Origin of the sequence: Planktophila turicensis (SeqCode), from assembly GCF_965234405.1 — a bacterium.
GTDB classification, from domain to species: Bacteria; Actinomycetota; Actinomycetes; order Nanopelagicales; family Nanopelagicaceae; genus Planktophila; species Planktophila turicensis.
Genome location: NZ_OZ248346.1, coordinates 180544 through 207210, shown reverse-complemented (window position 1 = coordinate 207210; position 26667 = coordinate 180544). Strand labels below are relative to the sequence as shown.

The 26667-nt window shown below is 49.3% G+C and carries 21 protein-coding genes and 1 tRNA gene; 8 read left to right on the top strand and 14 right to left on the bottom strand.

The features are described 5' to 3' along the window. Positions 1–10: 10 nt before the first annotated feature. The 4 genes from AC8GFK_RS00995 to AC8GFK_RS00980 all read right to left on the bottom strand — a co-directional run bounded on the left by AC8GFK_RS00995 (position 11) and on the right by AC8GFK_RS00980 (position 4035). A tRNA-Met gene (locus tag AC8GFK_RS00995) sits at positions 11–87 on the bottom strand. 73 nt (positions 88–160) lie between these two features. Then, complete coding sequence (locus AC8GFK_RS00990) at positions 161–2965, bottom strand: UPF0182 family membrane protein (RefSeq protein ID WP_506625367.1); 2805 nt, start codon at positions 2963–2965, stop codon at positions 161–163. Then, positions 2962–3771 carry a S16 family serine protease gene (locus AC8GFK_RS00985; RefSeq protein ID WP_506625366.1) on the bottom strand — a complete coding sequence of 270 codons (810 nt, stop codon included), beginning with the start codon at positions 3769–3771 and terminating at the stop codon, positions 2962–2964. The genes AC8GFK_RS00990 and AC8GFK_RS00985 overlap by 4 nt, the downstream gene beginning before the upstream one ends. A 12-nt stretch (positions 3772–3783) precedes the next feature. After that, on the bottom strand, positions 3784–4035 hold the full coding sequence (locus AC8GFK_RS00980; protein WP_506625365.1) for a hypothetical protein: 252 nt from the start codon (positions 4033–4035) through the stop codon (positions 3784–3786). A gap of 131 nt (positions 4036–4166) precedes the next feature. On the opposite strand from AC8GFK_RS00980, the gene AC8GFK_RS00975 reads away from it, so the two are divergent. The 4 genes from AC8GFK_RS00975 to AC8GFK_RS00960 all read left to right on the top strand — a co-directional run bounded on the left by AC8GFK_RS00975 (position 4167) and on the right by AC8GFK_RS00960 (position 7830). Then, positions 4167–5501 (top strand): zinc-dependent metalloprotease, encoded by a 1335-nt coding sequence (locus AC8GFK_RS00975; RefSeq protein ID WP_506625364.1) that lies wholly within the window; start codon positions 4167–4169, stop codon positions 5499–5501. Positions 5502–5723: 222 nt separating this feature from the next. After that, a complete protein-coding gene (locus tag AC8GFK_RS00970) occupies positions 5724–6305 on the top strand; it encodes a M48 metallopeptidase family protein (protein WP_506625363.1) in 582 nt (193 codons plus the stop codon). A gap of 124 nt (positions 6306–6429) precedes the next feature. After that, positions 6430–6600 (top strand): DUF5679 domain-containing protein, encoded by a 171-nt coding sequence (locus AC8GFK_RS00965; RefSeq protein WP_095673086.1) that lies wholly within the window; start codon positions 6430–6432, stop codon positions 6598–6600. Between the two features lie 120 nt (positions 6601–6720). After that, a complete protein-coding gene (locus AC8GFK_RS00960) occupies positions 6721–7830 on the top strand; it encodes a hypothetical protein (protein ID WP_506625362.1) in 1110 nt (369 codons plus the stop codon). Between the two features lie 16 nt (positions 7831–7846). On the opposite strand, the gene AC8GFK_RS00955 is transcribed toward AC8GFK_RS00960, so the two are convergent. From AC8GFK_RS00955 to nudC, 4 genes are all read right to left on the bottom strand, one after another. Continuing rightward, complete coding sequence (locus AC8GFK_RS00955; protein ID WP_506625361.1) at positions 7847–8209, bottom strand: WhiB family transcriptional regulator; 363 nt, start codon at positions 8207–8209, stop codon at positions 7847–7849. Between the two features lie 125 nt (positions 8210–8334). Continuing rightward, the gene (locus AC8GFK_RS00950; RefSeq protein ID WP_095673083.1) at positions 8335–8520 is read right to left on the bottom strand and encodes a hypothetical protein; all 186 of its coding nucleotides are present in this window, start codon (positions 8518–8520) and stop codon (positions 8335–8337) included. A gap of 91 nt (positions 8521–8611) precedes the next feature. Next, entirely contained in the window at positions 8612–10261 is a 1650-nt protein-coding gene (locus tag AC8GFK_RS00945; RefSeq protein ID WP_506625360.1) for an ATP-dependent helicase, read from the bottom strand. Further along, positions 10252–11181 carry an NAD(+) diphosphatase gene (nudC, locus tag AC8GFK_RS00940; protein WP_506625359.1) on the bottom strand — a complete coding sequence of 310 codons (930 nt, stop codon included), beginning with the start codon at positions 11179–11181 and terminating at the stop codon, positions 10252–10254. Before nudC ends, AC8GFK_RS00945 begins: the two co-directional genes overlap by 10 nt. A gap of 25 nt (positions 11182–11206) precedes the next feature. Here nudC and AC8GFK_RS00935 point away from each other — a divergent pair, with 25 nt between their 5' ends. Together AC8GFK_RS00935 and katG are read left to right on the top strand one after the other, a co-directional pair. Next, on the top strand, positions 11207–12031 hold the full coding sequence (locus AC8GFK_RS00935) for an endonuclease/exonuclease/phosphatase family protein (protein WP_506625358.1): 825 nt from the start codon (positions 11207–11209) through the stop codon (positions 12029–12031). Between the two features lie 45 nt (positions 12032–12076). Next, a complete protein-coding gene (gene katG / locus AC8GFK_RS00930; RefSeq protein ID WP_506625357.1) occupies positions 12077–14320 on the top strand; it encodes a catalase/peroxidase HPI in 2244 nt (747 codons plus the stop codon). Positions 14321–14322: 2 nt separating this feature from the next. Here katG and AC8GFK_RS00925 read toward each other — a convergent pair whose 3' ends face one another. The 5 genes from AC8GFK_RS00925 to ychF are packed head-to-tail and all read right to left on the bottom strand — an operon-like array spanning position 14323 to position 24056. Then, positions 14323–17535, bottom strand: a complete 3213-nt coding sequence (locus AC8GFK_RS00925; protein ID WP_506625356.1) for an ATP-dependent helicase — start codon at positions 17533–17535, stop codon at positions 14323–14325. Then, complete coding sequence (locus AC8GFK_RS00920) at positions 17532–20600, bottom strand: ATP-dependent helicase (RefSeq protein ID WP_506625355.1); 3069 nt, start codon at positions 20598–20600, stop codon at positions 17532–17534. Before AC8GFK_RS00920 ends, AC8GFK_RS00925 begins: the two co-directional genes overlap by 4 nt. A 44-nt stretch (positions 20601–20644) precedes the next feature. Further along, entirely contained in the window at positions 20645–21043 is a 399-nt protein-coding gene (locus tag AC8GFK_RS00915; protein WP_506625354.1) for a copper resistance CopC family protein, read from the bottom strand. A gap of 18 nt (positions 21044–21061) precedes the next feature. Next, positions 21062–22990 carry a translational GTPase TypA gene (typA, locus tag AC8GFK_RS00910; RefSeq protein WP_506625353.1) on the bottom strand — a complete coding sequence of 643 codons (1929 nt, stop codon included), beginning with the start codon at positions 22988–22990 and terminating at the stop codon, positions 21062–21064. Then, positions 22983–24056, bottom strand: a complete 1074-nt coding sequence (gene ychF, locus AC8GFK_RS00905; RefSeq protein WP_095673075.1) for a redox-regulated ATPase YchF — start codon at positions 24054–24056, stop codon at positions 22983–22985. The genes typA and ychF overlap by 8 nt, the downstream gene beginning before the upstream one ends. 51 nt (positions 24057–24107) lie before the next feature. Here ychF and AC8GFK_RS00900 point away from each other — a divergent pair, with 51 nt between their 5' ends. Both AC8GFK_RS00900 and AC8GFK_RS00895 read left to right on the top strand, forming a co-directional pair. Beyond that, complete coding sequence (locus AC8GFK_RS00900) at positions 24108–25301, top strand: DNA recombination protein RmuC (RefSeq protein WP_506625352.1); 1194 nt, start codon at positions 24108–24110, stop codon at positions 25299–25301. A gap of 3 nt (positions 25302–25304) precedes the next feature. After that, a complete protein-coding gene (locus tag AC8GFK_RS00895; RefSeq protein WP_506625351.1) occupies positions 25305–25724 on the top strand; it encodes a hypothetical protein in 420 nt (139 codons plus the stop codon). Here AC8GFK_RS00895 and AC8GFK_RS00890 read toward each other — a convergent pair. Further along, complete coding sequence (locus AC8GFK_RS00890; RefSeq protein ID WP_506625350.1) at positions 25714–26667, bottom strand: 4-hydroxy-3-methylbut-2-enyl diphosphate reductase; 954 nt, start codon at positions 26665–26667, stop codon at positions 25714–25716. The two genes, AC8GFK_RS00895 and AC8GFK_RS00890, sit on opposite strands and share 11 nt — an antisense overlap.

The following is a 26667-nucleotide window of genomic DNA, read 5'->3' as shown; positions in this document are numbered from 1 at the left end:
TTACTTACATTGGTAGCGGGGGCAGGATTTGAACCTACGACCTCTGGGTTATGAGCCCAGCGAGCTACCGAGCTGCTCCACCCCGCGTCGGAAGTGTCAGTCTACGACGAGGTGGGTACTTCCACCAAATCGCATAGGTAGCTGGCTATACGCGAAGAGATTACTTACGTGACTGCGCAGAAATCGCAGCAGCGATAGCTGCCTTCAATCGGTCTTGTGCTCGACCGTATGCAGCGAAATCTCCCTTAGCAAGTGCAGCCTGTCCATCAGCAATTGCTTGCTTTGCACTTTGTAGCGCACTCGCAAGATCTGCAGAACTATTTGATGTAGTTGGTGATGAAGCAGATGCATTTGTTCCAGAGTTTCCACCGAATACTTGATCAAGTGCACCCTTAAGTGAACTATCAAATCCGATGACATCTCCGAATGAGACAAGTACTTTCTGCAGCAATGGATATGCAGATGAGTTACCTGTTGCACGAACGTAGACCGGCTGCACATAGAGCAGACCATTTCCTACTGGAAGTGTGAGCAAGTTTCCGAGAACTACATCTGAACCACCTTGGCGCAGAAGCGATAGCGCATTTGCAACTTCTGGCTTCGCTTCAAAGTTAGATGCAACCTGTGAAGGACCAGCGATATTGGTGCTTCGTGGAAGTTGCAGCACAGTGATCTTGCCGTAGTCAGGACCTGCATTGGAGTTCACTGCAGCAAATGCAGAAAGGTTTTCACGTCCACCGCGAGGTACAAATGGTGTTGTCAATGAGAAGGCAGGCTTTGCTGAACCTGGCATCTGCACTGTCATGTAATAAGGAGGTTGCGCACCAGCGTTAGCTCCAAATGTTGATGGATCACGAGGTACGCGCCAGAAATCTTGTCCGCCGTAGAACGCTGCTGCGCTCTTCACGTGATACGAGCTCAAGATATCGCGCTGAACTCGGAACATATCTTCAGGGAAGCGGATGTGCTCGAGCAGACCCTTAGAGATAGTTGATTTTGGCTTCACAGAGTTAGGGAAGGCCTTCATCCAAGTCTTAAGAACGGGATCCTTGGTATCCCACTGATACAAGGTCACTGTTCCGTCATATGCATCAACAGTTGCCTTTACAGAGTTACGAATGTAATTAACTGTGCGATTTGCTTGCGCTGTAATTGATGCTGAATTTGAAGTCAGCGCATCGTTTGTCGCTGTTGCAAGTGAAGTTGATTGTGAATATGGATAACCAGCACTCGTTGTGTAGCCATCAATAATCCATGTGATCTTGCCATCGACAACTGCAGGATATGGATCTCCATCAAGTGTTAGCCATGGGGCAACCTTGGCAACGCGCTCACGTGGTGAACGGTTGAAGAGAATCTTTGAATCTGCGTTGATGAGGTTTGAAAGAAGGATGCGCTGCTCGCCATATTTCACAGCGAAGATCAACTTATTAAGAAGGCTTCCAACAGGGACTCCGCCATTGCCTGTGTAGGTGTAGTTCTTCTGACCATTTGCAGATGCATCATCTGGATAGTCGAATTCAACTGGTGAGTTTGTCTTCTTTCCACCAATGATGGAGTAATCCGGAACGTTTTCACCGAAGTAAACACGTGGCTGGAATCCGCCGAGACCCTTAGTTGGTGGAAGATCTCCGACAATAAAGTTTGGCTTTCCATCAGCATCGACAGTGTTGCCATATGCCGCAACGAAACCAAAACCGTGTGTGTAGACAAGGTGGTCGTTAATCCAGTTACGGCTTGGGTTTCCATCGATATTCAATTCACGAACAGCTACGACAGCATCGCGAGAAACTCCGTTGACTGTGTAGCGATCAACGTCGAGTGATTCTGGGAATGTGTAATAAGGCTTGATCTGCTGAAGCTGACGGAATGTTGCAGAAAGAACATTTGGATCCATCAAGCGGATATTTGCAATTGTTGCCGCATCCTTTGCAAGCTGACCTGCACTCGTTGAAAGCGTTGCGTTGTAATCCTTCATCTCTACCTGGTTGAGGTCATAGGCAGCTCGGGTGGCATCAATATTGCGCTGAATATATGGCGCTTCCTTTGATGATTCAGATGGCTTTACCTGGAACTGCTGGATAGCTGCTGGGTAGATTCCAGCGATAAGAACGGAAGAGACTACGAGGAGCGCTGTTCCAGCTGCAGGAAGCAACCATGAGCGACGCACGATATTTGCGAAGAAGAGAAGTGCACATACAACTGCGATTGCAGAAAGGATTGCCTTTGCAGGAAGCACCGCGTTGACATCGGTATAGGTAGGACCAGTGATCAACTTGCTCTCTTTGAGGGCAAGTGCGTAACGGTCGAACCAGTAAGCAACAGCCTTGAGAAGAACGATGAGTCCAAGAAGGATTGAAATCTGAACACGAGCTGCGACCGTTGTGCGATCAGTCTGCACATTGGTGCGAATTCCGCCGTACATGTAGTGAATAAAGGCAGAAGCAAGTGCGGCAAGGACGAGAGTTGAGATTCCCCAACCGATGATTGCCTGCAACATAGGAAGGCGGAAAGCGAAGAATGAGATATCTAATCCAAATTGTGGATCGGTGACGCCGAAATCTGTTGCATTCTTAAAGAGCAACCATTCGCGCCAGAAGACCATTCCAGATGAGCCAGCAAAGTAGGTGAGTGCTGCAACAACGCCAACAAATACCCAGGTACGGATTGGCTCGATCTGCGCACGCAATCTTTCGAGTCCGCTGACTTCGATGCTGACAGGAACATAGAGAGGGCGGCGCTTATAAGCGAGATAAACATTGAGAGAGATGATGAGGGAGGTAACGATTCCTACGACGAGGAAGAGTTGAATCTTTGTTGCAAGAACGGTTGTCCATACATCTGTGAAATCAACAGATTGGAACCAGAGCCAGTCGACGTAATAACCGCTGAAATAGGTAACTAGTGCACCTAAGGCAACGAGGATTGCGGCAGTTATAACAAATGGGCTGCGATTTCTATTCATGCTCCTAGGTTAGTGCAACCACTCAGACCCCGAAAACTGGAGTGAGAGGGCTCTCGGAGGAAAGAGATAGCTTCATCAAGGCTGGATACGGCCACTACAGCGATACCGCTGACATCACCTGGGATTTCATCGCAATTATCGCGAGCGGCAAAGAGAATGCTCGCTCCTGCCTTTTTGGCGGCGATAATTTTCTCCGAAATTCCCCCGATTGCACCGACCTTTCCGGTGGGTGAAATGGTGCCGGAACCGGCAACTTTTCTTCCTTGCAAAATATCTTCAGGGGTTAGCAACTCGATCAAAGCCAAGGAGAAGATAAGTCCTCCGCTTGGGCCACCCACATTTGGAAGTGAAACTTTTATCGCACGGTCTGTGAGTTTGGAAGTATCAACGCCGGGAAACTCTTTCTTAATAAGCGCCTTCGTTGCAAGGAGTGCATCACTTTGAGAATCTTCCATCTCAATCTTTGCCTTCTTCTCTTCAGCTTTTGACGTTGTGTTCTTCTTATAAATAACAGAACGCGGGAAGACGACGCAATCTGCGCGAGCCCAACATGTAAGTACCTCTGCCCCGAGAATTTTCGCATCAGGATTTGATACCCAGATAGAGAGAAGATAGATCTGGCCATCTGGTTTATATGTTGTTGCGACCTTCTTATCGACAGTCAGCACCTTAGGAAATAGTGGCGTTCCTTCACCCGGTTGAATAACGGCGAAATTAACTGGAAGTACAAGAGGAAGTAAGAAGAGGGCTATAAAGAAAACTTTGATGGTGCGAGGCGTATGTGAGAATCGCACTGAACGAGCCACTTGCTAAATGAATTAACGAATCTGATCTTCAGGAAGTGAAGATGTAGTGGGAGGAATTTCTTCCTGGATTGGTTGTTCGCGGAAAGACTCTTGGAATCTCTGGAACTGCCCAACAGATCGTGAAGTCTCGGATTCGAACTTTGACTTAAATTTAGATACCCAGATGACATATCCAATTGCGCCAAAGAGGCCTGCTGCTGGGACTACCCACCAAATAAGGGCGGCAAATGCACTGGTTCCGGCAGCTGCGCTTATTGGGGACATGTAAAAATCTTAGTGCTTTCGGGAAGAAAGTGCCCACTCCACTTGTTACATACCTTAGATGCGACTGTCGATACTTGCTCTCGATAGAATCAATCTGGCCACTAGGGCCATCGCGCTTAAAGGAGATCTTGATGACACCTTTTGGATTCACGCCTGATGATGGCGATGAAGAAAATGGTAAGCCAGAAGACTTAAACGCGATGATGCGTCAGATGCAAGAGCAGATTCAGAAACAATTTGAACAATTAGGAATTAATCCAGCCGGATTTGTAAATCCATTTGCAGCTTTTGCTCAAGGTGGTCAAGAGGCTCTGCCTCCCACTGTAGTTCGCGATACTGCAAAGAAGTTTGTGCAAGCACAAGGTTCACAACCCATCGGAACGAAAGATGTCACCGTTGTAGATAACGCTTTTGAAATTGCCGACCTCTGGCTCAATGAAGCAACAGTCTTTCCAGCAACAACTGGCAACACATCTCACCGCTCTGTCAGCCGACTTGATTGGGTTGATGAGACCCTCAAAGGTTGGCAGGCAACTATGGAGCCGCTTGCAACTGGTCTCACTGCTGCAATTTCAACTCTGCTCGATGAAGCGATGGCGCAACAGGCGCACGATCCTGAAAATGGCGAGGCCATGGCAGGACCGATGGGCACTATTGCGGGGCTTCTGCGTACATTCATTGGTTCACTCATTGCAACACAGCTAGGCCAAGCCATTGGCAGCATCTCTGCCACTGCAACAGGTGCACATGATGTTGGTCTGCCACTTCTTGATCCCGCTCGCCCGCTTCTTATCCCTGAAAATATTGAGAAGTGGAGCGCTGATCTCGAGATTCCAAAGACAGAGGTCTACTTATTCCACGCCCTTCGCGAAGCAGCGATTGCCCGCCTCTTTGAACATAACCCTTGGATTGTTTCTTATATTCGTAGCGCAATAGTTGATTATGGTCGCGGAATCCATATCGATATGGAAGCCATTCAACGCCAAGCAGAAGATGCGATGCAGAACTTTGATCCTTCACAACTCAATCCTGAATCCGGTGAAAACTCATTCACTATTGCACTCAACAATGGAATCTTCACACCTGAGGAAACTCCAGCACAACGCGCAGCACTTTCAAAGTTAGAGACAGCACTGGCACTCGTCGATGGTTGGGCAGATGAAGTAACAGCTTTGGCTGCAGGTGATCGACTTCCAGCGCTTACTCAACTTCGCGAGATGTATCGACGTCAACGCGCAACCAATGCACCATCACAACAACTCTTCAAAACACTGTTGGGACTCGAAGTAACTCCAAAGTTGGCGCGAGAAGCGAGCGCCTTCTGGCAAAAGGTGCGCGAATCGAAAGATATTGCGGCCCGCGATCAAATCTGGAGCGGAATTTTGCCGAGCGCTGAAGAGTTGCTTGAACCCGAGAAGTTCTTAACGTCGACCGAAGTTCCGGATGACCTCAGCGGCCTGCTCTAATCGCAAAAACCTGAAGGAAAAGAAAAGCGAAGTCCCCGGGCGCACATTTTGATATCAGCCTTCCCCTTGCTGATATCAAACGGTTATCCGAGGACTTCGTATGCGAAAAGTACGACGAATAGAGGGCAGAATCAAATGAAAATGGCGGAGACACAGAATTTTTTTTCTGTCAAAAACTTTGATTTCTCCTCCATTATTTATTGCATCTAATACATTTCCTCAATGACTACTGGAGACTTTTCAAATAACTTTGAAGAGGTCACACTTCCCGGGGTCGACGAGGGTGAAATCCTTGTTATCCGTTCAACCCGTCGCAAAAAGAGCATCTCCGCCTATCGCCAAGGCGGGCGTATCGTCATCTCTATTCCGGCCCGCCTGAGCAAGGCCGATGAGCGCGCCATCGTCCCCGAGATGATCGCCAAGATTCGCAGCCAAGAGGAGTCCAAGACCCCCGGCGAGGCCGATCTCATCGCCCGAATCGACCAGTTGCTGACTGAGCTAGCCCCTGAAATCACCGAACGCCCCGTTTCAGTCACCTGGCGGGCGATGCGCGAGCGCTGGGGCTCATGCACGAGCGTCGACCGTTCTATCCGGATCTCTGACCGCCTCAAGCTCGCCCCCGCCTACGCCCTGGATTACGTCCTCTTCCACGAGGCGATCCACCTCCAATACTTCGACCATGGCTCTGAATTCACTGAGGTCCTGGCTCGATTCGAGGATTCCGAGCTGGCCAGCGCCTATCTCGATGGCTACGAGGCAGCCGAGCGAGCCCTCTTGGCCCCCGTTGAACTCGAGAAGATCTAGCCCAATCCCTGCCCAAATCTCTACGCACAATCCCCGCGTGGAATCGGTATTTTGAGCGTGAGCGGGAGTATCGTTCCAGCCAGTACACATGAGCGCCAAGCACATGGGTCGAACGGAGGCAAAAATGACAGAGGTAGAGACATACAAGGGTGACGCTTACTGCGTTAAGTGCAAAGAGAAGCGTGATTTCGAGGGAACTGTAAAGATCTCAGACTCTGGTCGTCGCATGGCACAGGGCATCTGCCCAGTGTGTGGCACCAAGGTAAATCGCATTCTCGGCAAGAAGCCAGAATAAGTTTTACGTCACTATACGTAGTTATAACCCTCGCCCTTATGGGCGGGGGTTATTTCTTTTTCCACAGCAAGTAAGGGCGCTCGCTTAACACTTGCGGCGCTCGCCGGAGAATGCCCGGCTATGAGAACACTCAAGCGCGGTACATCACTCTTTGAAACTACAACTCCTGGCGAATTTTTCTTAGGAACGTCAACGCGAGCAATTCGCATCTACACAGCTGAGCAGAAAATTATCGCCGAGCATCTTGCGCAAGGGGTACGCGAAGACGATATCCCTCGCATCGCTGGGGTCTCATCGATTGCAATCCATAACCTGATGACCGAGCTTGCCCAGCAATCGCTCCTTGATACAAGGCAGGGCGCAATCACAATTAGCGATCGCTTTATCTCGAAGATTGATGGTCGAGCTTCCAAAAATAGTAAGCCGCAACGTGATGGGGCATACATCCAACTTCAGAATCGAATTGCACCTGAACTCGAGCAGACAACATGGAGAAGCGATGTCACAGATGGTGGTGTTGCGCTACTGAGTGCGCGCCAAAATTTCCTTATTGAGATTTCGGGCAACAATCGCGTTGCCACTCTTCTCTATTCACTTCTACTCGCAAGCGGTTTTACGCAGAGCCGCTTTGCACCGGGAGCGCGCACTGCGCAGATCGGTGATCTCGATATCGCCGTCGATGGAATTACTTCTGCTCAATATGGCTTTGCCTTTATCAAGAATCGCGAAGATGTAAGGCGCGATTACTCGCTCTTTCCACTTGATAAAAGCGCCAATTATCTTGATGAAGCATCAACACCTGACCTTGTGATTGTCTGCGGAGATATTGATCCAGAGAAGCTCGCTCTATGGATGAGCTACGGACAAACATTTATACATATTCCACACCCTGAAGGCGGTCGCGCAAAAATTGGCCAGATAGTAATTCCGGGAAAGACGCCGTGTTTGCGTTGCGCAGAACTGGTGGAACGTGATCAAAGTGGCGTTATTTCGCAAAGGGTTCTGAGCGCTGAAGTTACTCAGGAATATCCTCATATTGCAGCTCACGCAGTTGCTGCCCTTGCTGCATCAAACGTTGTTGCCTATTGCGATGCTGCAACTCTTTCAGAAGGAGAAGTACTGAAAGACGCTGAACTCTTTGGAAAAATCACTACCGTTGATTATCAAAGAGTTGCCCAACCACAGGTGGTGGCGATTGCTCGCCATCCACTCTGCGGATGTGCTTTCTAATCTCAATCAGGAGTTACTAAATCTCACTCTCGATTAAACGAGCAGCTGCAATCACCTGACGTGGTGGTCGACCGGCGCGACGCTTACGTTCGATGATCACGCCATCTTCAATCAATTGGCCGCCCCATACGCCACATGGCTCTTGGCGTGAAAGCGCGCCATCGAGACACTTGTTACGTGATGGGCATGTGCCGCAGAGCGCTTTCGCTTCTGCAATTCCCTGGTCTGTCTCTGAGTAGAAGAGCTCAGGGTCTGCAGAATGGCATGGGAGCGTAAAAGCCTTGGCGTTGTCATATGTGAAGGTCACATCCTTCAAGCCAATCTTTTCGCCGCTATCTGCCCAGCCTGGTACCTGTAGTTCGCTGAAGAGAACTGTCATAGCTCTCACCTCTTCTCTCTTTTACTTACTTTCGTATCTATGTGGTTTCTATTTGGTTGATGTGGAAATAAAAAAGGACCTACAAATCCTTTGTGGATTTGAGGCCCTTGTGGGTTCTGTTCGAATTACTCGACTAGAGCTCCTGTGGCCTCAACCACTGCATAAAAGTTGGCGTAAAACGCTGACTTTGTTGCTGTGGGCCAAGCTGCACGCTTATGAGTGCGCTTAGCTGTGGCTGTTGAGGTTGTATGAGCAGCAGAAGGAACAGACGCACGAGCGCCTGCTGTTGTTGAAGCGAATACTGAATTCATTTCAACTCCTTCTTCTAGTAGATGGAGTAAGGGTACGCGAGGGGTATTCGTTCTGGCAACCTAATTAATAGCGGGAAGAGCCTGAGATGAGCTAAGAACCGGCGAGTAACCCAGATTCACGCAGGAATGGGCTGGGGCTCTTGCGGTAAGAGATATGTAAATCAGCCTTGGCGCGGGTGATTCCCACATAAAAGAGGCGGCGCTCTTCATCGATCGAAGCATCCGAAACAGGTAGCTGGCCTTCAGATGCGCCAATCAAGAAGACGCGTTCCCATTCAAGACCTTTTGCTGCATGCAGAGTTGCCAGGGTTACGACAGGCATTGTTGGTGGATTGTTCTGCTGCACGCGATCTTCAACTTCGCGTAGGTAACCGCGCAGAGTCTTCGGGGTGAAGTTCTCATCGCTATCGAGTTCGCGCGCTAAATGTAGAAGCGCGGCAATTCCATCGATTGCTTCATCTGTTAAATAAGGCTGCGCAAGTGTGCGAAGTTCATCGATCCAACCTTGACCTTCTGCAGGAATAACGGAAGCTTTACGAACTTCGCCTAAGAAATCACGAACTTCTTTGCGATCAAAGAATCGTTCTGTACTGCGAACTTGGTATGGCAAGTTCACCTTCACCATTGCTCGTTCAACGCTCTTCAACTGTGAATTGGTACGAGCCAAGATTGCGACTTCATGTGGTGGGGTTCCTGCGCTCAAAAGAGAAGTAATTTCTGAGAGCACACCGGTTACTTCGGCAGCTTCATCTGCATAGCCAACGACGCTAGGCGCACTGCCGTGGTCGTTTTGGGCAACAAGTTCTTGGCCCATAGATCCATAACGCAAGAGCGCATTTGCAGCAAAGGTAATTTCAGGAGTTGAGCGATATCCGGTGCTGAGGCGAATGACTTCAGCATCAGGAAAGCGTTGGGTAAAGGTATTGAGAAATACTGGAGTGGCTCCAGCAAATGAGTAAATAGTTTGTGCAGGATCACCAACGACGCAGATATCGTTCCGCTTTCCAAGCCAAGCATTGATTAGGCGTTGTTGAACTGGCGATACATCCTGATACTCATCGATAGTGAAGTATCTGTATTGATCTTGAACTCGTTCGCGAACTTCGCGTTCTTCCTCAAGCATGGCAGCGCAGAGCAAAAGAACATCTTCAAAGTCGATTGCTAGCTCTTGCTTCTTTACAGATTCATAGGCTGTATAAATCTGCACCATCTGCTCAGGTAAGACACGAGGTTTCTGCATGCGCTTAGAGATTTCATCCACATAATCACTTGGGGCAACTTGTGAAACTTTTGCCCATTCGATTTCAGATGCAATATCGCGCATGAGTTCGCGGTTTGTTGCGCGGATTGAATCGCCTAATCCAGCGCGATTAATTGCTTCGGTAAGAAATCCGGTCTTTGTAGTCATCAAATCTGGTGTGCGACCACCGAATACAGATGGCCAGAAGTAGAGCAGTTGCTTCAGGGCCGCTGAGTGAATGGTGCGCGCTGCAACGGTGGGAACACCGAGTGAACGAAGTCGAGCACGCATTTCTCCCGCTGCTTTTGCAGTGAAGGTAAGTGCCAATACTTTCTGCGGATCCATCGTTCCGATAGCTGCGGCATATGCGATGCGATGGGTAATTGCACGAGTTTTACCGGTGCCCGCTCCTGCAATAACGCAGACTGGTCCTCGGGTTGCTAGTGCTACTGCGCGCTGATCTGGGTCGAGTGCAGCGAGGATCTCGTCCTCTATCGCCACGTCTCGCCGCCCTGCGCGCTTTCGCCGAGCCATCCTTCAATCATCTTGCGTGCAACAGAGATAGTTGGCGGAAGAAGAAGTGAACCATCGGCTGCTGCAGCTTTAAGTTCTGCGCGGCTAAACCATTTCACTTCAGTAATTTCTTGACCGTCACCCTTTGCAACGCCAGGGTTATCAGTTACTGCTTCAAATGCAATCATGATGCTTGCAGGAAAGGGCCATGGTTGTGAGCCGAGATACTTGATCTCGCTCACTGTGATGCCAGATTCTTCAAAGACTTCACGAGAAACACATTGTTCAAATGTTTCACCTGGTTCGAGAAATCCTGCAAAAGTAGAGAAGCGACCTTCGGGCCACACTGGTTGATGCCCCAGCAAAATACGATCATCGCGATCTTTAATCAGAACGATAACAGCTGAATCTGTACGAGGGTGATGCTGACTTTGATCTGCATCGCAGAAGCGCGCAGCTCCGCCGAGATCAACACGTGTTGGCCCACCACAGCGAGGACAACGCGGATGTGCACGATGCCAATTACTGATGGCAGTTGCATGAAGTGAGAGTTCAAATTCCATTGGTGAAAGCTGCGCACCGACTTCGCGAAGAGTTGTGAAACCAACGCTCTTCACCTCATCAGAAACTTCACCTACCCACTGTGAATCCCACGCAAAATAAGGAGCGCGAGTATCGAGATCAAGACCTAAGAAGTAGCGAGAACCTTCAGTGAACTTTCCTGATGCCAGAAGCTCGGAAATCTGTAGTGCGCTAGAGAATGTGAGTTTTTCATCGACTGATGCGATGCGACCTTCAGCGATATGAAGAATCTTGGCTTGTTGCCACAAAGTATCGAGAGTGCCTTGATTGGTGCGCAGTTCTCCGGCGCGATCTATGTGGGAAGGGTGCTGATGAATCGCGCTCACAGGTGCAGGTTACTAGTCTGTGGGGGTGCGCCTCACCTCGTGGAATCTCCTGCATGGAATGGCCATTCCCCCACAGGCAAGCGTTGATACCAGCTCTCTCAACCGCGCCGTGCAATCCCTTGAATCCGATGTATTCGCTTTTCAGGAAGTCGATCACTTTTTGCCGCGTTCCCAATCTCGCCCCCAGATGAGAGATATCGCCGAAAGTATTGGGGCCCGCGATTGGGCGATGGCGCCCAGCGTAATTGGCACACCGGGTGAATCATGGAGAAAGTTAAATTCTGCAGAACCAGAAATTATTTCGTCGACTTCGAGCCATGCAGAGTTAATGCACGAATCTTATGGAATAGGGATTGTTTCCAAAGTTCCAGTTCTGAGTTGGCATCGTCTTAACTTAGGAAATTCTCCACTCGGTCTTCCACTTGTTGTCCCTGGTGATGAAACCGGAAAAGGTAAGCCGCGATTTATCTATGTGAAGGATGAACCACGTTTAGCAATTGCGGCAGTTCTAGAAAATGGATTTACCGTTGTCAATACGCATCTCTCTTTTGTTCCAGGATTTAATCTTGCGCAGCTACGTCGCGTGAAGAAGTGGGCGTTACAGATTGCAGAATCAACCGGCACTCGCGCCATTGTCTTAGGCGATCTCAACCTTCCGAAGAATCTGCCGATCGTTGCATCGTCATGGAAATCCCTTGTCACCCAGAACACCTATCCAAGTTGGGGCGCCAAGATTCAATTCGATTACATCCTCACCCCCGACCTCGCATTCGGTGAATATTCGGTGAGAAATTTTGCGCCTACAGGGGTGAGTGACCACCTTCCCATCGGGGTAGAAATCTTCGAGTAGCAACTTCAAATAGTGCAATTGCCGTGGATTGATTAGCCTTGGCCCATGACTAAAGAATCAACTCCTTCATACTCAACTAATGGCGCTGCAGGTCAGACATCGGCAGCGCAGTGCCCTTACACAGGTAGCAAGCTCAATAAGGAAGGCACCTACAACACTGATTGGTGGCCTAACCAACTTGATCTCGGCGTACTTCGCCAACACTCACCAGTGTCAGATCCAATGGGCGAAAACTTTGATTACCCAGAAGAATTTTCAAAGCTCAATCTCAAAGCGGTAATGAAAGATATTGAAGAGTTGATGACGACATCACAAGAGTGGTGGCCAGCAGATTACGGACATTACGGTCCATTCTTTATTCGTATGGCGTGGCATAGCGCTGGTACATATCGCACACACGATGGTCGCGGTGGTGCAGGTGCAGGTATGCAACGTTTTGCACCACTGAATAGCTGGCCAGATAACGTTAACCTCGATAAGGCGCGCAGACTTCTTTGGCCAATCAAGCAGAAGTATGGAAAGCGTTTATCGTGGGCAGATCTCATGATCCTTGCAGGTAACTGTGCTCTTGAATCAATGGGGCTTAAGACATTTGGTTTCGGTGGTGGTCGCGCAGATGTGTGGGAACCAGATGAGACTTACTGGGGTAAAGAGCAAGAGTGGCTTACCAACGAGCGTTACAGCGGAGATCGTAAATTAGAAGATCCACTTGCCGCTGTGCAGATGGGTTTGATCTATGTAAACCCTGAAGGTCCAGATGGAAAGCCAGATGTTCTAGCTTCTGCTCGCGATATCCGCGAAACATTTGCACGCATGGCGATGAATGATGAAGAGACTGTCGCACTTATTGCTGGTGGTCATACATTCGGTAAGGCACACGGTGCTGCAGATCCTGGAAAGTATGTAGGAGCAGAACCCGAAGCCGCGCCAATCGAAGAGATGGGTCTTGGCTGGAAGAACAGCAATGGCGCAGGTAATGGTGCAGAGACAATTTCAAGTGGCCTAGAAGGTGCATGGACTCCAACTCCAACGAAGTGGGATAACACCTACTTTAAGACTCTCTTCAAGTACGAGTGGAAGCAGACAAAGTCACCAGCAGGAGCCACACAGTGGATCCCAACAGATGAATCTGCTGCAAAGGCTGTCCCTGACGCACACATCAAGGGCAAAACACATGCTCCCGTTATGTTCACAACAGATTTAGCAATGCGTATGGATCCTGCATACGAAAAGGTTTCACGTCGCTTTGCCGAAGATCTCGATGCATTTGCTGATGCATTTGCACGTGCGTGGTTTAAGTTAACTCACCGCGACATGGGACCAATCGCTCGCTACCTAGGACCACTTGTTCCAAAGGAGCAGTTGATTTGGCAAGATCCACTTCCTGCAAAGCCAAAGAAGGTCATTGGTAAGGCAGAGATTGATCTTCTGAAGAAGCGCATCGAGAAGAGTGAGTTAACAATCGCTCAGATGGTGACAACTGCATGGGCATCTGCATCATCATTCCGCAGCACCGATAAGCGCGGTGGGGCAAATGGTGCACGTATCCGCCTTGAACCACAGCGTAATTGGGAGGTAAATAACCCTAAGGAACTCAAGAAGGTTATTGCTATCCTCGAAAAGATTCAGACCAACTTCAATAAGAAGTCAGATAAGAAGGTCTCACTTGCAGACCTCATTGTCTTGGCCGGTTGCGTCGGTATCGAACTTGCAGCAAAGAACAATGACATTAAGGCGAAGGTTCCATTTACTCCTGGCCGCACAGATGCAACGCAAGAGCAGACAGATGTCGCTTCCTTTGCAGTTCTTGAGCCAAGTGCAGATGGATTCCGTAACTACGCCAACAAGGCAGATACACGTCCTGCTGAAGTTCCATTGGTAGAAAAGGCAGCTCTGCTATCGCTGACTCCCCCAGAGCTCGTTGTGCTCGTGGGTGGTCTGCGCGTACTCGGCGCTAACTACGATGGATCAAAGACAGGTGTCTTGACCCATAAGAAGGAAGTTCTTAGTACTGACTTCTTTATCAACGTCCTCGATATTAAGTATCAGTGGGCTCCAAAGGCTGGCGATACCAACCTCTTTGAGGCACACGATCGCAAGACCGGAAAAGTAAAGTGGAGCGCTACCCGCGCTGATTTGGTCATCGGATCAAATTCAGAGCTGCGCGCACTTGCTGAGGTCTATGCAAGCAACGATGCAGAGAAGAAGTTTGTTGAAGACTTTATCGCTGCATGGAACAAGGTAATGAACCTTGACCGTTTCGAACTGAGCGCCAAGAAGAAAAAGTAGTACTACTTCACACTCAACAGATCGATGAGTTGAGCTTCCGTAAGGAGGTTCGCTCGTCGATCTGTTGTATTTGTGGGCACATAATGGAAAACAGCAGTTACTTGATCAACTGCAACACCCTGTAACTTCGCCCACGCTAGACGATAGACAGCGAGCTGTACGGCAGAGGATTCGCCTAGGACTTTAGAACCAGTCTTCCAATCGACTACTTCGAAACCAGCATCTGTCTTATAGACAGCATCGATGCGACCACGAACAAGAACACCCGCAATTACAGTTTCAAAAGGAACCTCGACTGCATGTGGTTGCAGTGAAGCCCAGCTTGATGCCAGCCACTTCGATTTAAGATCTTCGAGTTTCTGATCTTCTTCAAATGGCGTCAGCAAATCGAAATCTTCATCATCGAAGAGCGTTTTGGCATTGAAGTGGTTTTCAATCCATAAGTGGAATGCGGTTCCACGATGTGAGTACTCATCCATTGCACGTGGCATAGGGCGGCGGATTGTGCGAGCAAGTTCTGCAGGATCTTGGTGCAGCGCAATCAACGTTGAGGTAGAAAGACGCGCAGGTAGAGCAACATCGAGAGCACCCGCTTTATACTCATTAAACTCAGCGATAATTGCTTGCGCATCTTCAACTAAACCGCGCATCTCTTCACTTGGTGGTGTTGCAAGGTCGAAAGGTGCTGAGGAATCAACCAGGGCCACAGTCCGATTGAACTCTGCGCGACGATTGCCAAGAGGATCTCGTGGCCACTGGGCAGTAATCTCAATATCTTTTGCGGGGTTGCGATCAGTGCTGGCAGGGGCCTCAGGGGCTGAAAGCACTGTCCCTACTGCACTTGCGACCTCAACGACCTTTTCATACAAGACTGATGGAGCCACCGGCTTTGCGCCATCGCGCCAGAATGATGTGGAACAGAAGAGATGTGTGCGCGCACGAGTCATTGCAACGTAACCAAGTCGAATCTCTTCGCGCATCTTGAAATCAACACACTCTTGGGCAAAGGCATCGATTGCCTTCTTTGCAGCTGCATTAGTTGTTGCTGCGTTCCAAGAAAATACCGGCAAGATGTTTGCATCTCCGCGCAAGGCAAATGGAATATGGCGTTCGTTGGTAATCCAATTATCGGGATCAGATGTATTTGCACCAGGGAACGTTCCTTCAGCTAGCCCTGGAACTGCAACGACATCCCATTCGGCTCCCTTTGCCATATGGATGGTGAGAATCTGAACGACAGATGCATCGACATCTGGCGCTCCAGCTTTAAGACCGCCCTCTTCTTCACTGGCAACATCGAGCCATTGTAAGAATGCAGAGAGAGTGCCACCGCTACGAGCAAACTTTGCTGCTTCATCCATAAAACGATCAAGATGTCGACGGCCATGGGTTCCACCATCGCGCAACATAACTTCTGTTTCAAGGTTGAGGTAACGCTCGATATCAACAATCAGATCAGTAATTGGAGCAGATGCGCGTGAACGTAAGCGGCGCAGATCAGAGGCGAAGGTTGTCAGGCGCTCATATCCAGCGCTACTGAACTTAGATTTATCGCAACCTTCGATTTCATCGAGTGCATCAATGACGCTACCGATAAATTGATCATCTGCTTCAGCTGATTGTGGATTGCCAGCAACAATATTCTTCACAATGCTGCGGCTATCGGCAGATAAAGATTCAGAGCGTGATCGAGCAAAGCGACCAAGGGCTGCAATATCGCGAGGTCCTAAGTTGATACGCGGGCCAGTTAGGTGACGCATCAATGATGCGCCTGCATCAGGATTGTTGATGACCTTAAGCATCGCAACGAGATCTGCGACCTCAGGAACGTGCACAAGTCCACCTAAACCAAGGACTTCAGAAGGGATTCCGGCTTCGGCCAACGCTTCTTGAATCAACGCTATCTGTGCGCGCTTTCGGACAAGGACAGCAAAAGTCTTTGGAACCTTTGCGCCTGCCTTTATGCGCTCGGGGTTATTCCAGAGCGGTGCAAAGTATTCAGCGATTGCACTTGCTTCACCTTCAAGGTTTTCAAAGACGCCGCAGGTGAGATTTCCTTTTCCGGCACCCTTACGGGCTTTAAGCGCTGCAACGGTGATGCCCTCGTCTTTGCGGACATCGGCTGAGATTTCATTTGCAAGAGTAAGAATGGATTCATCGTTGCGATAGGTAGTCAGAAGTTCGTAGACATCTTTGCCGGTAGAACCTGCAGCCTTGGGAAAGTTTGCGTTAAATGCGCTGATGGTTCCAGAAGATGCACCGCGCCATGTGTAGATAGATTGGCAAGGATCACCGACTGCTGTGACTGGATGTCCCTGGCCAAAGAGCGCCGAGAGTAAACGCACTTGTGATTGCGAAGTATCTTGATACTCATCAAGCAAGACAATGGGGTACTTGGCTCGCTCAAGAATTCCGACATCAGGGAAGTTGACTGCGATATCTGCAGCAAGTGCAATCTGATCATCGAATGAGAGTTCGCCGGATTGGCGACGCGCTTCAAGGAATGCCTCCATCATTGGAAGCATCGCGATGCGCTGATTGAGAACTTTGGCAACCTTGCGAGTCTCATCATTTGTCTGACCTGTCATCGCAATAACTTCTTGCAGTAACTTTTCATCAGCTTCGCAGATTTGAGCCACGGTAGCGCGATGTTCGAGAACCATTGAGGTGAGGCCTAAGAGATCCTTGACCACGGTGCTTGCTGCATCTGTCGTTGCAAAGGTGCCGTCATCCCATTCGCGCACCAACTTATTGGCGCTCATCCATAAAGCTGCTTCACCGAGTGGTTGAACATCTGCATCGATGCCGTAACGGATGGCATGTTCGCTCAAGAGGCGACCTGCATAAGAGTGATAAGTAGTCACTGCTGTATCAAGGCTGCTAAAAGTGCGCGGAATACCCTGCTTATCTTGCGCCTGCTGGAATTGACGAAGGCGCTTTCGGATACGGGTATTGAGTTCGCCTGCTGCCTTGCGAGTAAAGGTAAGTCCGAGAATCTGATCAGGTCTGGCGATTTCATTGGCAACTAAGTACACAACGCGAGCTGCCATCGTTTCCGTCTTACCAGAACCAGCACCTGCGATGACAACTGCAGGTTCGAGTGGATTGTCATAAATCGAGATGATGGGGCGTTGCTCATCAGAGGGAAGATGGAAAGTTGGGTCAATCGAGATAATCATCTCGGCGACTTTGTCAGGTGAGTATTTCTCGTTCATTGATGCACCGCCTTACCTTCGAGGTAGAGCGGACAGGAAGGCTTTACCTTGCACTGCTTGCACATATCGTTCTTGCGGGCCGTAAATGTTGCACCACCCATACCAACTGCAATCTCTTCAAGGATGGCAGTAGTTGCTTCGACATCAACGAGTGCATCTTGTTCGCGAGTGCTGTAGCTCTTGTTCTTACTTGCTAAATAGACAAGTTGCGCACCTGTGACATCAGTTGACTTCAACTTCTCTTCAAAGCCATCGAGAACAACGCCAAGCTGGTAACACGCAAGCTGCAAGTTGCTCTTGGCATCATCTCCTGAAATCTCTTTCTTACCGGTCTTAAAGTCGATGATGTAGTGCTTGCCATCGCTATCAACTTCAATGCGGTCAACATTTCCGCGGATGAGCGCACGGCCAACGGTGATCTCAAAGCTCTTTTCGACTCCGGCAACGGTGCGGTTATTGTCAGATAAAGACTTCTGGTGGAATACAGAGAAGCGCTCGAGCATCTTCTTAGCGCGAGCGAGGGACGCATGGCTGATCCAACCTTGGCTATCGTCGATCAGTGGCCATGAATCAATCAGTTTGGTCTGCAACGCTTCATCAGTGATTCCAGGTTCTTCTACCTTTATGCGAGCGAATTCGTGAATAACAGAGCCCAGCAACTGCGCAGTTGAATCGCCATCGGTGCCGCCGCTCTTTTCGAGGAACCATTTCAGACCGCATTCAGTGAAGTTTTCAGCACCCGAAGGAGATACCGGAACAAGCGCGCCTTCATCGATGACAGGCAGTTCGCTCGTTATCGGCGCTGTTCCGAGCCACTGAGATGGTTGTGCCAAATGAATTCCATTGGCACTTAAGGTCTTCAGAAGTGAAGCAGCAGATGTGTTGCCAGTCAGATTTACCTCACGACGCAGAGTGGCAACGAGTGCCGAAGCTGTAAGCGGCCTCGGAACTTCTACATCGGATGCTGAAGTGCCAAGAGAGTCAGCAAGATCTTCAAAGAAGATCGATGGGGTTTCATCTTCGCGAGAAATTGCAGTGACAAGTAGTGACTGACGTGCACGGGTAGTTGCAACATGGAAGAGACGCGCTTCATCTTCTGCCAGCGAAGATGCGGCAATCATGTCGAGAGTTACTTGTGCAAGCTCATCACCATGGCGTACTCGTTCGACAAGTCGTTCGGCACCCAATAATGAGCTGCGCTGCTTGAGGTTTGGCCAGGCACCTTCTTGCACTCCAGCAACTGCAACGTACCGCCACTGGCGACCTTTGGCAGAGTGCACAGTAAGAATTTCAACGACATCAGGGCGTACTCCGCGGGCGGTGATGAGGTCAGAGACAATTGTTTCGTTGGCAATTTCGGTGAGGAATAGATCTGGTTTTGCGCCAGGGAAACGTTCAATGTGACGCGCTGCAGTATCAAAGAGTTGAATCATGGCATCGAGATCACGGTCAGCTGATGCTCCGCGTGAACCACCACGAAGTGCTGCAGTCCGCCAGCTTTCAGCAATCTTCTCGTTATCGCTATTGGTTGCGTTATCCCAGATAGCCCATAACAAATCGTGAATGGTTGCGTTCTTCTTGGCGATTGATTTCTTAGCTTGAGCAAGCAGATGATGTACTCGTAACAACTCGGCAGAGTCTTCAATTGCAACATCACCCGTTGTGATGGCATCGAGAATCAACTGTGTGCCAGAGCGCTTATCGCTGACTTCATCACGGGCAGCAAGCAACGCAGCACGTGTGCGACGAAGTGAGACCGATGTTGCTCCCCCGAATTCAGATGTCAGTAACTTTTCAGCAGTATCGAGATTGAGAGGCTGTGCGCCTGTGGCAACGCGAGCTAGTAGTAAGAATGGAGCAATGGCAGCGTTATTAGCTAGCGCTTCGACATCACCAGCAGTTGGGATAGATACCTGAGCGAATGCTCGTCGAATGGCTGATGCTGTCTGCCCATGCGAACGCACAATCACTGCCATCTGTGAATATGGAACACCTTGCATCAAATGTGCGCGCTTGAATTGGTAGGCGATGTACTGCGCTTCTTCTGATTCAGAAGATAAGCGGGCAGTCTGCGCGACCGGTGTTCCTCGGAAATTCTCTGTTAACTCAATCGTCTTTGCACCTGCTTTGATGTAGGCGTTGATAACATCGGCAATACCTTCAGGATCTGCACCGCGGAAGCGACCAACAGCGCTTGCGCTATCGGCCACGATAACGAGATCTGAGCCTGCCAATAGTGAAAGCAGGGTGCGCTGAGCAGGATCGCTCTCTTGGAATTCATCGACGATGATCGTGGTAAATCGAGCACGCAGTTCAGTGAGCAATTCAGGGTTAGCGCGCAAATAGTTAATTGCTGAGTTGATGATTTCAGATGGATCGATACGGACCTTGGCATCTCCTGCCAATACTTCTTGCAGGGTCATCGCGCCTAAGTAACGTTTCCAGAAATCAGCGGCGCCTTCCCAATACTTTTCTCCAAGTTGATGGCCTCGTGTAGCAAGTGCATCAGGTGTAATTCCGCGTTCGTTTGCACGCATAATCAAATCGCGGAGTTCGCGGACAAAGCCTTGTGTCTGCAGTGGTTCGCCTAGCGATTCAGGGCTCTTCTTTAAATCATCGTGCCACTTCTTGTAACCATCTTCGATATCGCCATCGAGCAGTTGAGAGATAAAGGTTTCTTGTTCGGCGCCAGAGAGTAGAACGATTTCGCGATAGTTATCGCCAGTACGCATCTTAAGAATTGAGTAAGCAAGTGAGTGAAATGTGCGCGCCAGAGGTTCGAAGGCTGTCTTTTCAGAACGTGTAACAATCGCATCGCGCATTTCAGATGCACGTTCGCGCCCATATGTAAGTAAAAGAATTGAATCTGGAGATTGCCCTGCTGCAATACGCGAGAGCGCGGCTTCAATCAGAACCGTTGTCTTACCGGTACCGGTTGCGCCAGTTAGAATGAGTGGTGAACCGCGATGGGCAATTGCTGCTTTTTGCTGATCAGAGAGAACGAGAGAACCGCTCTGAACTTCGGCTCGCACCAGGCGAAGCGGCGTTACAGGGGCTTTACTCACAGTTCGTATTCAACCCTAAGGGGCTGACAATCAGCGTGTATGGCTCACTTGCCCTTAGTGAGAGCTATGGAAAATGTGTAGCCACCAGTGATGACGTGGCCGTCGGCTGATACAACTCGATACGAGATTTGATATTTGCCTGACTTCAGAGCTGGTGACGAGACGCGGGCAGTAAGTCGATTCGCTGTTATTTGCGGCTTCTTGAGTGCAATCACTTTTCCAGCAACTGTCGCAAGTGAAACGGTTGAAATCTGCTTACCTTTTAACTCCAAGATATCTTCATTGAAATTGAGAGTAATACTTGCCGGTGCCGTAGTGAGAGTCGCACTTGCCTTAGGAATCGAGCTAACGAGAGCTGAATGGCTATGAGATGGAGCAATTGAAAGCGTCGTGAGAAATAAGGAAGCTGTCGTAAATGCGAGTAAACGAATAACTCGATTCACGACAGCTCCTTGTAATAACTAGTTCTGGTTATTCTTCTTCGCACGTGATGTTGCTCGAGCGCGTTCTGCGCCATCGAGAGTCACCTTGCGAATACGAACGACTGCAGGAGTTACTTCAACGCACTCGTCTTCACGACAGAATTCGAGAGCACCTTCCATGTTGAGCTTCTTAGGTGGAATCAACTTTTCAGAATCATCTGTACCTGAAGCACGCATGTTGGTGAGCTTCTTTTCGCGAACACAGTTGACATCCATATCGTCAGAACGTGAGTTCTCACCGATAACCATGCCTTCGTAAACTTCATCGCCTGGTTCAACGAAGATTGAACCGCGCTCTTGAATACCTGCAAGTGCATAAGAAGTCACTGCGCCGATACGGTCTGAGACAAGAGAACCTGTTGCACGTGTGCGAAGTTCACCGAACCATGGTTCGTATGAGTCGAATACGTGGTGCAGAAGACCTGTTCCGCGAGTTTCTGTAAGGAACTCGGTACGGAAACCGATAAGTCCACGTGATGGAACCTTGTAGTCAAGACGGATCCAACCGGTTCCGTGGTTAACCATCTGCTCCATACGGCCCTTACGAAGAGCCATCAACTGAGTAAGAACACCTAAGTAATCTTCAGGTGCATCAATTGTTAGGCGCTCCATTGGTTCGTTAAGTTTTCCGTCAATCATCTTGGTAACAACCTGTGGCTTACCAACAGTGAGTTCGAAGCTTTCGCGCTTCATGATTTCAACGAGAACAGCGAGCTGAAGTTCGCCACGTCCCTGAACTTCCCATGTATCTGGGCGTTCGGTGTTGAGAACACGGAGTGAAACGTTACCGATGAGCTCTTTATCAAGACGATCCTTAACCTGGCGCGCAGTAAGCATCTTGCCGCTCTTGCCCGCTAGTGGAGATGTATTGATACCGATTGTCATCGAAATTGATGGTTCATCGACAGTAATAAGTGGAAGCGCGTGTGAGTTTTCGAGATCAGCAAGGGTTTCACCCAATGTGATTGTCTCGATACCAGCAACCGCAATGATGTCTCCAGGACCTGCTTCAAGTGCAGGTACGCGCTCGAGAGCTTCAGTCATCAGAAGTTCTGAAACCTTTACGCGTTCTGTAGTTCCATCAGTCTTAATCCAAGAAACTGTCTGGCCCTTCTTGATGACACCTTCGTGAACGCGGCAGAGAGCCAAACGTCCGAGGAATGGTGAAGAGTCAAGGTTTGTTACGTGTGCCTGAAGCGGCGCACCTTCGTGATAAACCGGTGCTGGAATTGCAGAGAAGATTGTGTCGAACAGTACGTCGAGGTTCTCTTCTTCTGGCATTCCACCATCAGCTGGACGAGTAAGTGATGCACGGCCTGCCTTAGCAGATGCGTACACAACTGGGAATTCAATCTGCTCTTCATTTGCATCGAGATCAAGGAAGAGTGCATATGCCTCGTCGACAACTTCTGCAATACGTGAGTCAGGGCGGTCGACCTTATTGATCAACAAAATAACTGGAAGATTCTTCTGTAGCGCTTTACGCAATACGAAACGAGTTTGTGGAAGCGGACCTTCAGATGCATCGACAAGAAGGATTACGCCATCAACCATTTCAAGACCACGTTCAACTTCGCCACCGAAGTCTGCGTGGCCTGGTGTATCAATGATGTTGATGATGGTGTCACCACGGCGAACCGCAGTGTTCTTCGCAAGAATCGTAATTCCCTTTTCGCGTTCAAGATCCATTGAATCCATCATGCGGTCTTGGCCTTCTTCTTGCTTCTTATGTGCAGCAAAGGCTCCGGACTGCCACAACATCGCGTCAACGAGTGTTGTCTTTCCGTGGTCAACGTGAGCGATGATCGCTACGTTGCGAAGGTTGTCACGGGTCTTCTTTGGAAGATCCTTGAGGTGAGCCTGGTTAAGGCGTGCGCGGGCTGTGTTTTGAACTGGTGTATTAGACATTGAATCTGAACTCCACTACGTCTCCGTCTTGCATGATGTATTCCTTGCCTTCCATACGCACTTTGCCCTTAGCTTTCGCTTCGACCATAGAGCCCGCTTCTACCAAGTCGGCAAAAGAAACGATTTCAGCTTTAATGAAACCCTTTTGGAAATCTGTGTGAATGACGCCCGCTGCCATTGGTGCGGTATCGCCTTTATGAATTGTCCAAGCGCGTGCTTCCTTTGGACCTGCTGTTAGGTAAGTTTGAAGACCAAGAGTGTCGAAACCAACGCGCGCGAGAGTTGCAAGACCTGGTTCTGTTAAACCAATTGCCTGCAGAAGTTCGAGAGCATCTTCATCAGAAAGTTCGGCAAGTTCCGCTTCTGTCTTTGCATCCAAGAAGATTGCTTCAGCAGGTGCAACAAGTGCTGATAATTTCTTACGCAGCTCTTCATCGGCAAGTTCTGCAGCATCGACGTTAAATACATAAAGGAATGGCTTTGCAGTAAGCAAATGAAGTTCGTGAAGAAGTTCGCGATCAATCTTTGATTGTGACAGCGGCTTTCCTGATTGCAACCATTCGTTTGCAGCCTTAACCGCTTCAAGAATTGGCGCCTTCTCTTTTGCAACACGCGCCTCTTTTTCAAGACGTGGGATTGCCTTTTCGATTGTCTGTAAATCTGCGAGCGCGAGTTCCATATTGATGGTCTCCATGTCACTCGATGGATCGATACGACCATCAACGTGAACAACATCGCCATCGGTGAAGACGCGGATGACCTGACAGATTGCATCGGTCTCGCGGATATTGGCGAGGAACTTATTTCCAAGGCCAGCGCCTTCAGATGCGCCCTTCACGATGCCTGCGATATCAACGAACGACAACGCGGCTGGAAGAAGCTTTTCGGAGCCAAAGATTGTGGCGAGCTTGGCTAGACGCTCATCCGGAACGCCCACGACGCCGACATTGGGCTCAATGGTGGCGAAGGGATAGTTAGCGGCCAAGACATTGTTCTTGGTCAGAGCATTAAAAAGGGTCGACTTTCCGACATTCGGAAGACCGACGATTCCAATAGAGAGGCTCATAAGTAGGACAGCCTACGCGTAATTGTCAGTGCCTCCTGCCACGATTGCCCCATGTCCAGCGCACTCGTGACCTTAATAACTCTGATTATCGGCCTCTTTCTTGGGTTGGGCCTCGGTATCTGGATTTCTCGGATTAAAAATTCTGCGGGCTCTTCCGATTCATTGGCGCAAGAACTCAATGATGTGAAGGTGCTTCTTAAAGCATCTGATGAACGTCTCAAAGCTGCCGAAGAAAAGTCGCAAGCAGATACCAAGATTGCAACGCAGATGGAAGAGATGAAGGCAACTGTCGAACGTATGCGCACGCAATCGCAAGAAGCTGCTGAGAAAAGAATTGCATCCGAAACACAATTGGTTAGCACCATCGATGAAATGCGTAAAGCATCGACAACATTCTTTGATGAGACAAAAAAGATCGCTGGCGCACTTGCTAGTTCTCAGACTCGCGGAAAATTTGGCGAAGCACAGCTACAACTACTTCTTGAACAAGCCGGTCTTCGCGAGGGCCACGAATACGATGCACAGCGATCTACGACAGATTCTGATTCTTCAGGTATCCCTGACATCACCGTACGCATGCCTGGTGGTTCAAAGTTATTTATCGACTCCAAGTTTCCTTTTGATCGCTTCCTCGAAGCTTTCGGCACTGAAGATCAAGGGCAGCGCGATGAACTCTTAGCGCTACATACAAAAGATTTACTCAAGCACGTTGATGCTCTATCAAAGCGCGGTTATCACAAGTCACAAGGTTCACCTGATTTCGTCGTTCTCTTCCTTCCTTTTGAAACCCTTCTGGCAGAGGCACTTCGTATCGATCCCACACTGCTCGAAAAGGCATTTAAAGTCGGCGTCACACTTGCCACACCGACAACCACAATGGCTCTGCTTCGCACCGTCGGACATATCTTTACTCGTAACCAATTAGCCGAAAACGCTGATGACATCACCAAGGTTGCGGCTACATTCCTCAAGAACATCACTCTTCTTCACACCAAAATTGTTGCTGTCGGTAAGGCGATTAACTCAACTTCTAAGGCGTATGAAGATTTAGTCCCAACAGCTGAAAAGACTGTTCTCTCACCTGCTCGACGCATTCATAAGCTCGGAGTTACAGGTGATAAAGAGAAGCTCGCAATCGAATATCCTGATGCACCTGCAGATGTTCGAGCGCTCAATAACCCTGATCTCGCCAATCCTGATTTGGATGGCGACGATTTCATTGATGTAGAAGTAGTAGAGGAGTAAGAAATGGCAACAGCAGTAAAGAAACCAGCGCTCTCAGGTCCTGGACTCAAGAAGCAAGGCGTTGTTGTTCTGCAATCCTTCTTTATCTTCGTATTTGTCTGGCTCGAAATGTGGATCCGCAGCGGCGCAGGAATCCTTTCAGGCCTGGTTATCTGCCTCGTTACCTACGGTGGCGTTGCATACGGTCGCACAGGAACTCGCTACGTATCAGCAGTTACTCCACCACTTGCCTATGCAGCAACAACACTTATCTACACAATTATGAGCGATGGTCTTCGTCCATCACGCGTTGGAATTGATTTCATCGCATCTCTTGCCAGCGTTGCACCGTTCTTACTTATTAGTGCGCTCTACAGCTGGTTTATGTTCCTCAACGAAAAAGCGAAGAACCGTCCTTCAAAGCGTTTAGAAGCTACTGCTTAGCGCTCTTTAAATCTGCACGGAGCTCTTTAGGAAGAGCGAATAACAAAGTCTCTTCCGTTGCACGGACTTCTTCTACATCACCGTAGCCATGTGTGCTCAAGTGCTTGAGAAGATCATCAACGAGAATTTCTGGAACTGATGCGCCACTTGTCACACCGATAGTTTCAACGCCCACGAACCATTCATCCTTTACCTCAGCTGCGTAGTCCACGAGATAGGCAGCCTTTGCACCATATTCGAGTGCAACTTCTACGAGGCGGACTGAGTTAGAAGAGTTAGTTGATCCCACAACAATCACAAGGTCGGCCTGTGGGGCAATCGCTTTAATCGCTTCCTGGCGATTCTGTGTTGCGTAGCAAATGTCATCTGATGGCGGGTTAGCGATCTCTGGGAAACGATCCTTAAGGATTGCAACAGATTGCATAGTTTCATCAACCGAAAGGGTTGTCTGAGTAAGCCAGACCAACTTCTTTCCCGGTGTTGGCTGAATTGTGCGCGCTTCATCTAAACCGTCGACGATGCGAACTTTTCCGGGAGCTTCACCGGCAGTTCCTTCAACTTCTTCGTGGCCATTGTGGCCGATAAGCAAGATTTCAGTTTCATCATCTGCAAAACGCTTAACCTCGTTATGGACCTTGGTCACAAGTGGGCATGTTGCATCGATGGTCTTGAGGTTACGAGCCGCTGCTGCTTCATGCACTGCAGGAGATACGCCGTGTGCTGAGAAGACAACGGTTGCACCTTCAGGAACTTCATCGGTCTCGTTAACAAAAATGACGCCGCGTTGTTCGAGGGTTGAGACCACATGCTTGTTATGGACAATCTCTTTGCGGACATAGACCGGAGCTCCGTAGAGTTCGAGTGACTTTTCAACAGCCACAACTGCGCGGTCAACGCCTGCGCAATATCCACGTGGCGCGGCTAGAAGAACTCTCTTGCTCAT

Excerpts from the sequence above, each read along its gene's own strand:
- AC8GFK_RS00990 (WP_506625367.1), bottom strand. The coding sequence starts at position 2,965 with ATGAATAGAAATCGCAGCCCATTTGTTATAACTGCCGCAATCCTCGTT.
- AC8GFK_RS00980 (WP_506625365.1), bottom strand. The coding sequence starts at position 4,035 with ATGTCCCCAATAAGCGCAGCTGCCGGAACCAGTGCATTTGCCGCCCTT.
- AC8GFK_RS00975 (WP_506625364.1), top strand. The coding sequence starts at position 4,167 with ATGACACCTTTTGGATTCACGCCTGATGATGGCGATGAAGAAAATGGT.
- AC8GFK_RS00970 (WP_506625363.1), top strand. The coding sequence starts at position 5,724 with ATGACTACTGGAGACTTTTCAAATAACTTTGAAGAGGTCACACTTCCC.
- AC8GFK_RS00965 (WP_095673086.1), top strand. The coding sequence starts at position 6,430 with ATGACAGAGGTAGAGACATACAAGGGTGACGCTTACTGCGTTAAGTGC.
- AC8GFK_RS00960 (WP_506625362.1), top strand. The coding sequence starts at position 6,721 with ATGAGAACACTCAAGCGCGGTACATCACTCTTTGAAACTACAACTCCT.
- AC8GFK_RS00955 (WP_506625361.1), bottom strand. The coding sequence starts at position 8,209 with ATGACAGTTCTCTTCAGCGAACTACAGGTACCAGGCTGGGCAGATAGC.
- AC8GFK_RS00950 (WP_095673083.1), bottom strand. The coding sequence starts at position 8,520 with ATGAATTCAGTATTCGCTTCAACAACAGCAGGCGCTCGTGCGTCTGTT.
- katG (WP_506625357.1), top strand. The coding sequence starts at position 12,077 with ATGACTAAAGAATCAACTCCTTCATACTCAACTAATGGCGCTGCAGGT.
- AC8GFK_RS00925 (WP_506625356.1), bottom strand. The coding sequence starts at position 17,535 with ATGAACGAGAAATACTCACCTGACAAAGTCGCCGAGATGATTATCTCG.
- typA (WP_506625353.1), bottom strand. The coding sequence starts at position 22,990 with ATGTCTAATACACCAGTTCAAAACACAGCCCGCGCACGCCTTAACCAG.
- ychF (WP_095673075.1), bottom strand. The coding sequence starts at position 24,056 with ATGAGCCTCTCTATTGGAATCGTCGGTCTTCCGAATGTCGGAAAGTCG.
- AC8GFK_RS00900 (WP_506625352.1), top strand. The coding sequence starts at position 24,108 with ATGTCCAGCGCACTCGTGACCTTAATAACTCTGATTATCGGCCTCTTT.
- AC8GFK_RS00895 (WP_506625351.1), top strand. The coding sequence starts at position 25,305 with ATGGCAACAGCAGTAAAGAAACCAGCGCTCTCAGGTCCTGGACTCAAG.
- AC8GFK_RS00890 (WP_506625350.1), bottom strand. The coding sequence starts at position 26,667 with ATGAGCAAGAGAGTTCTTCTAGCCGCGCCACGTGGATATTGCGCAGGC.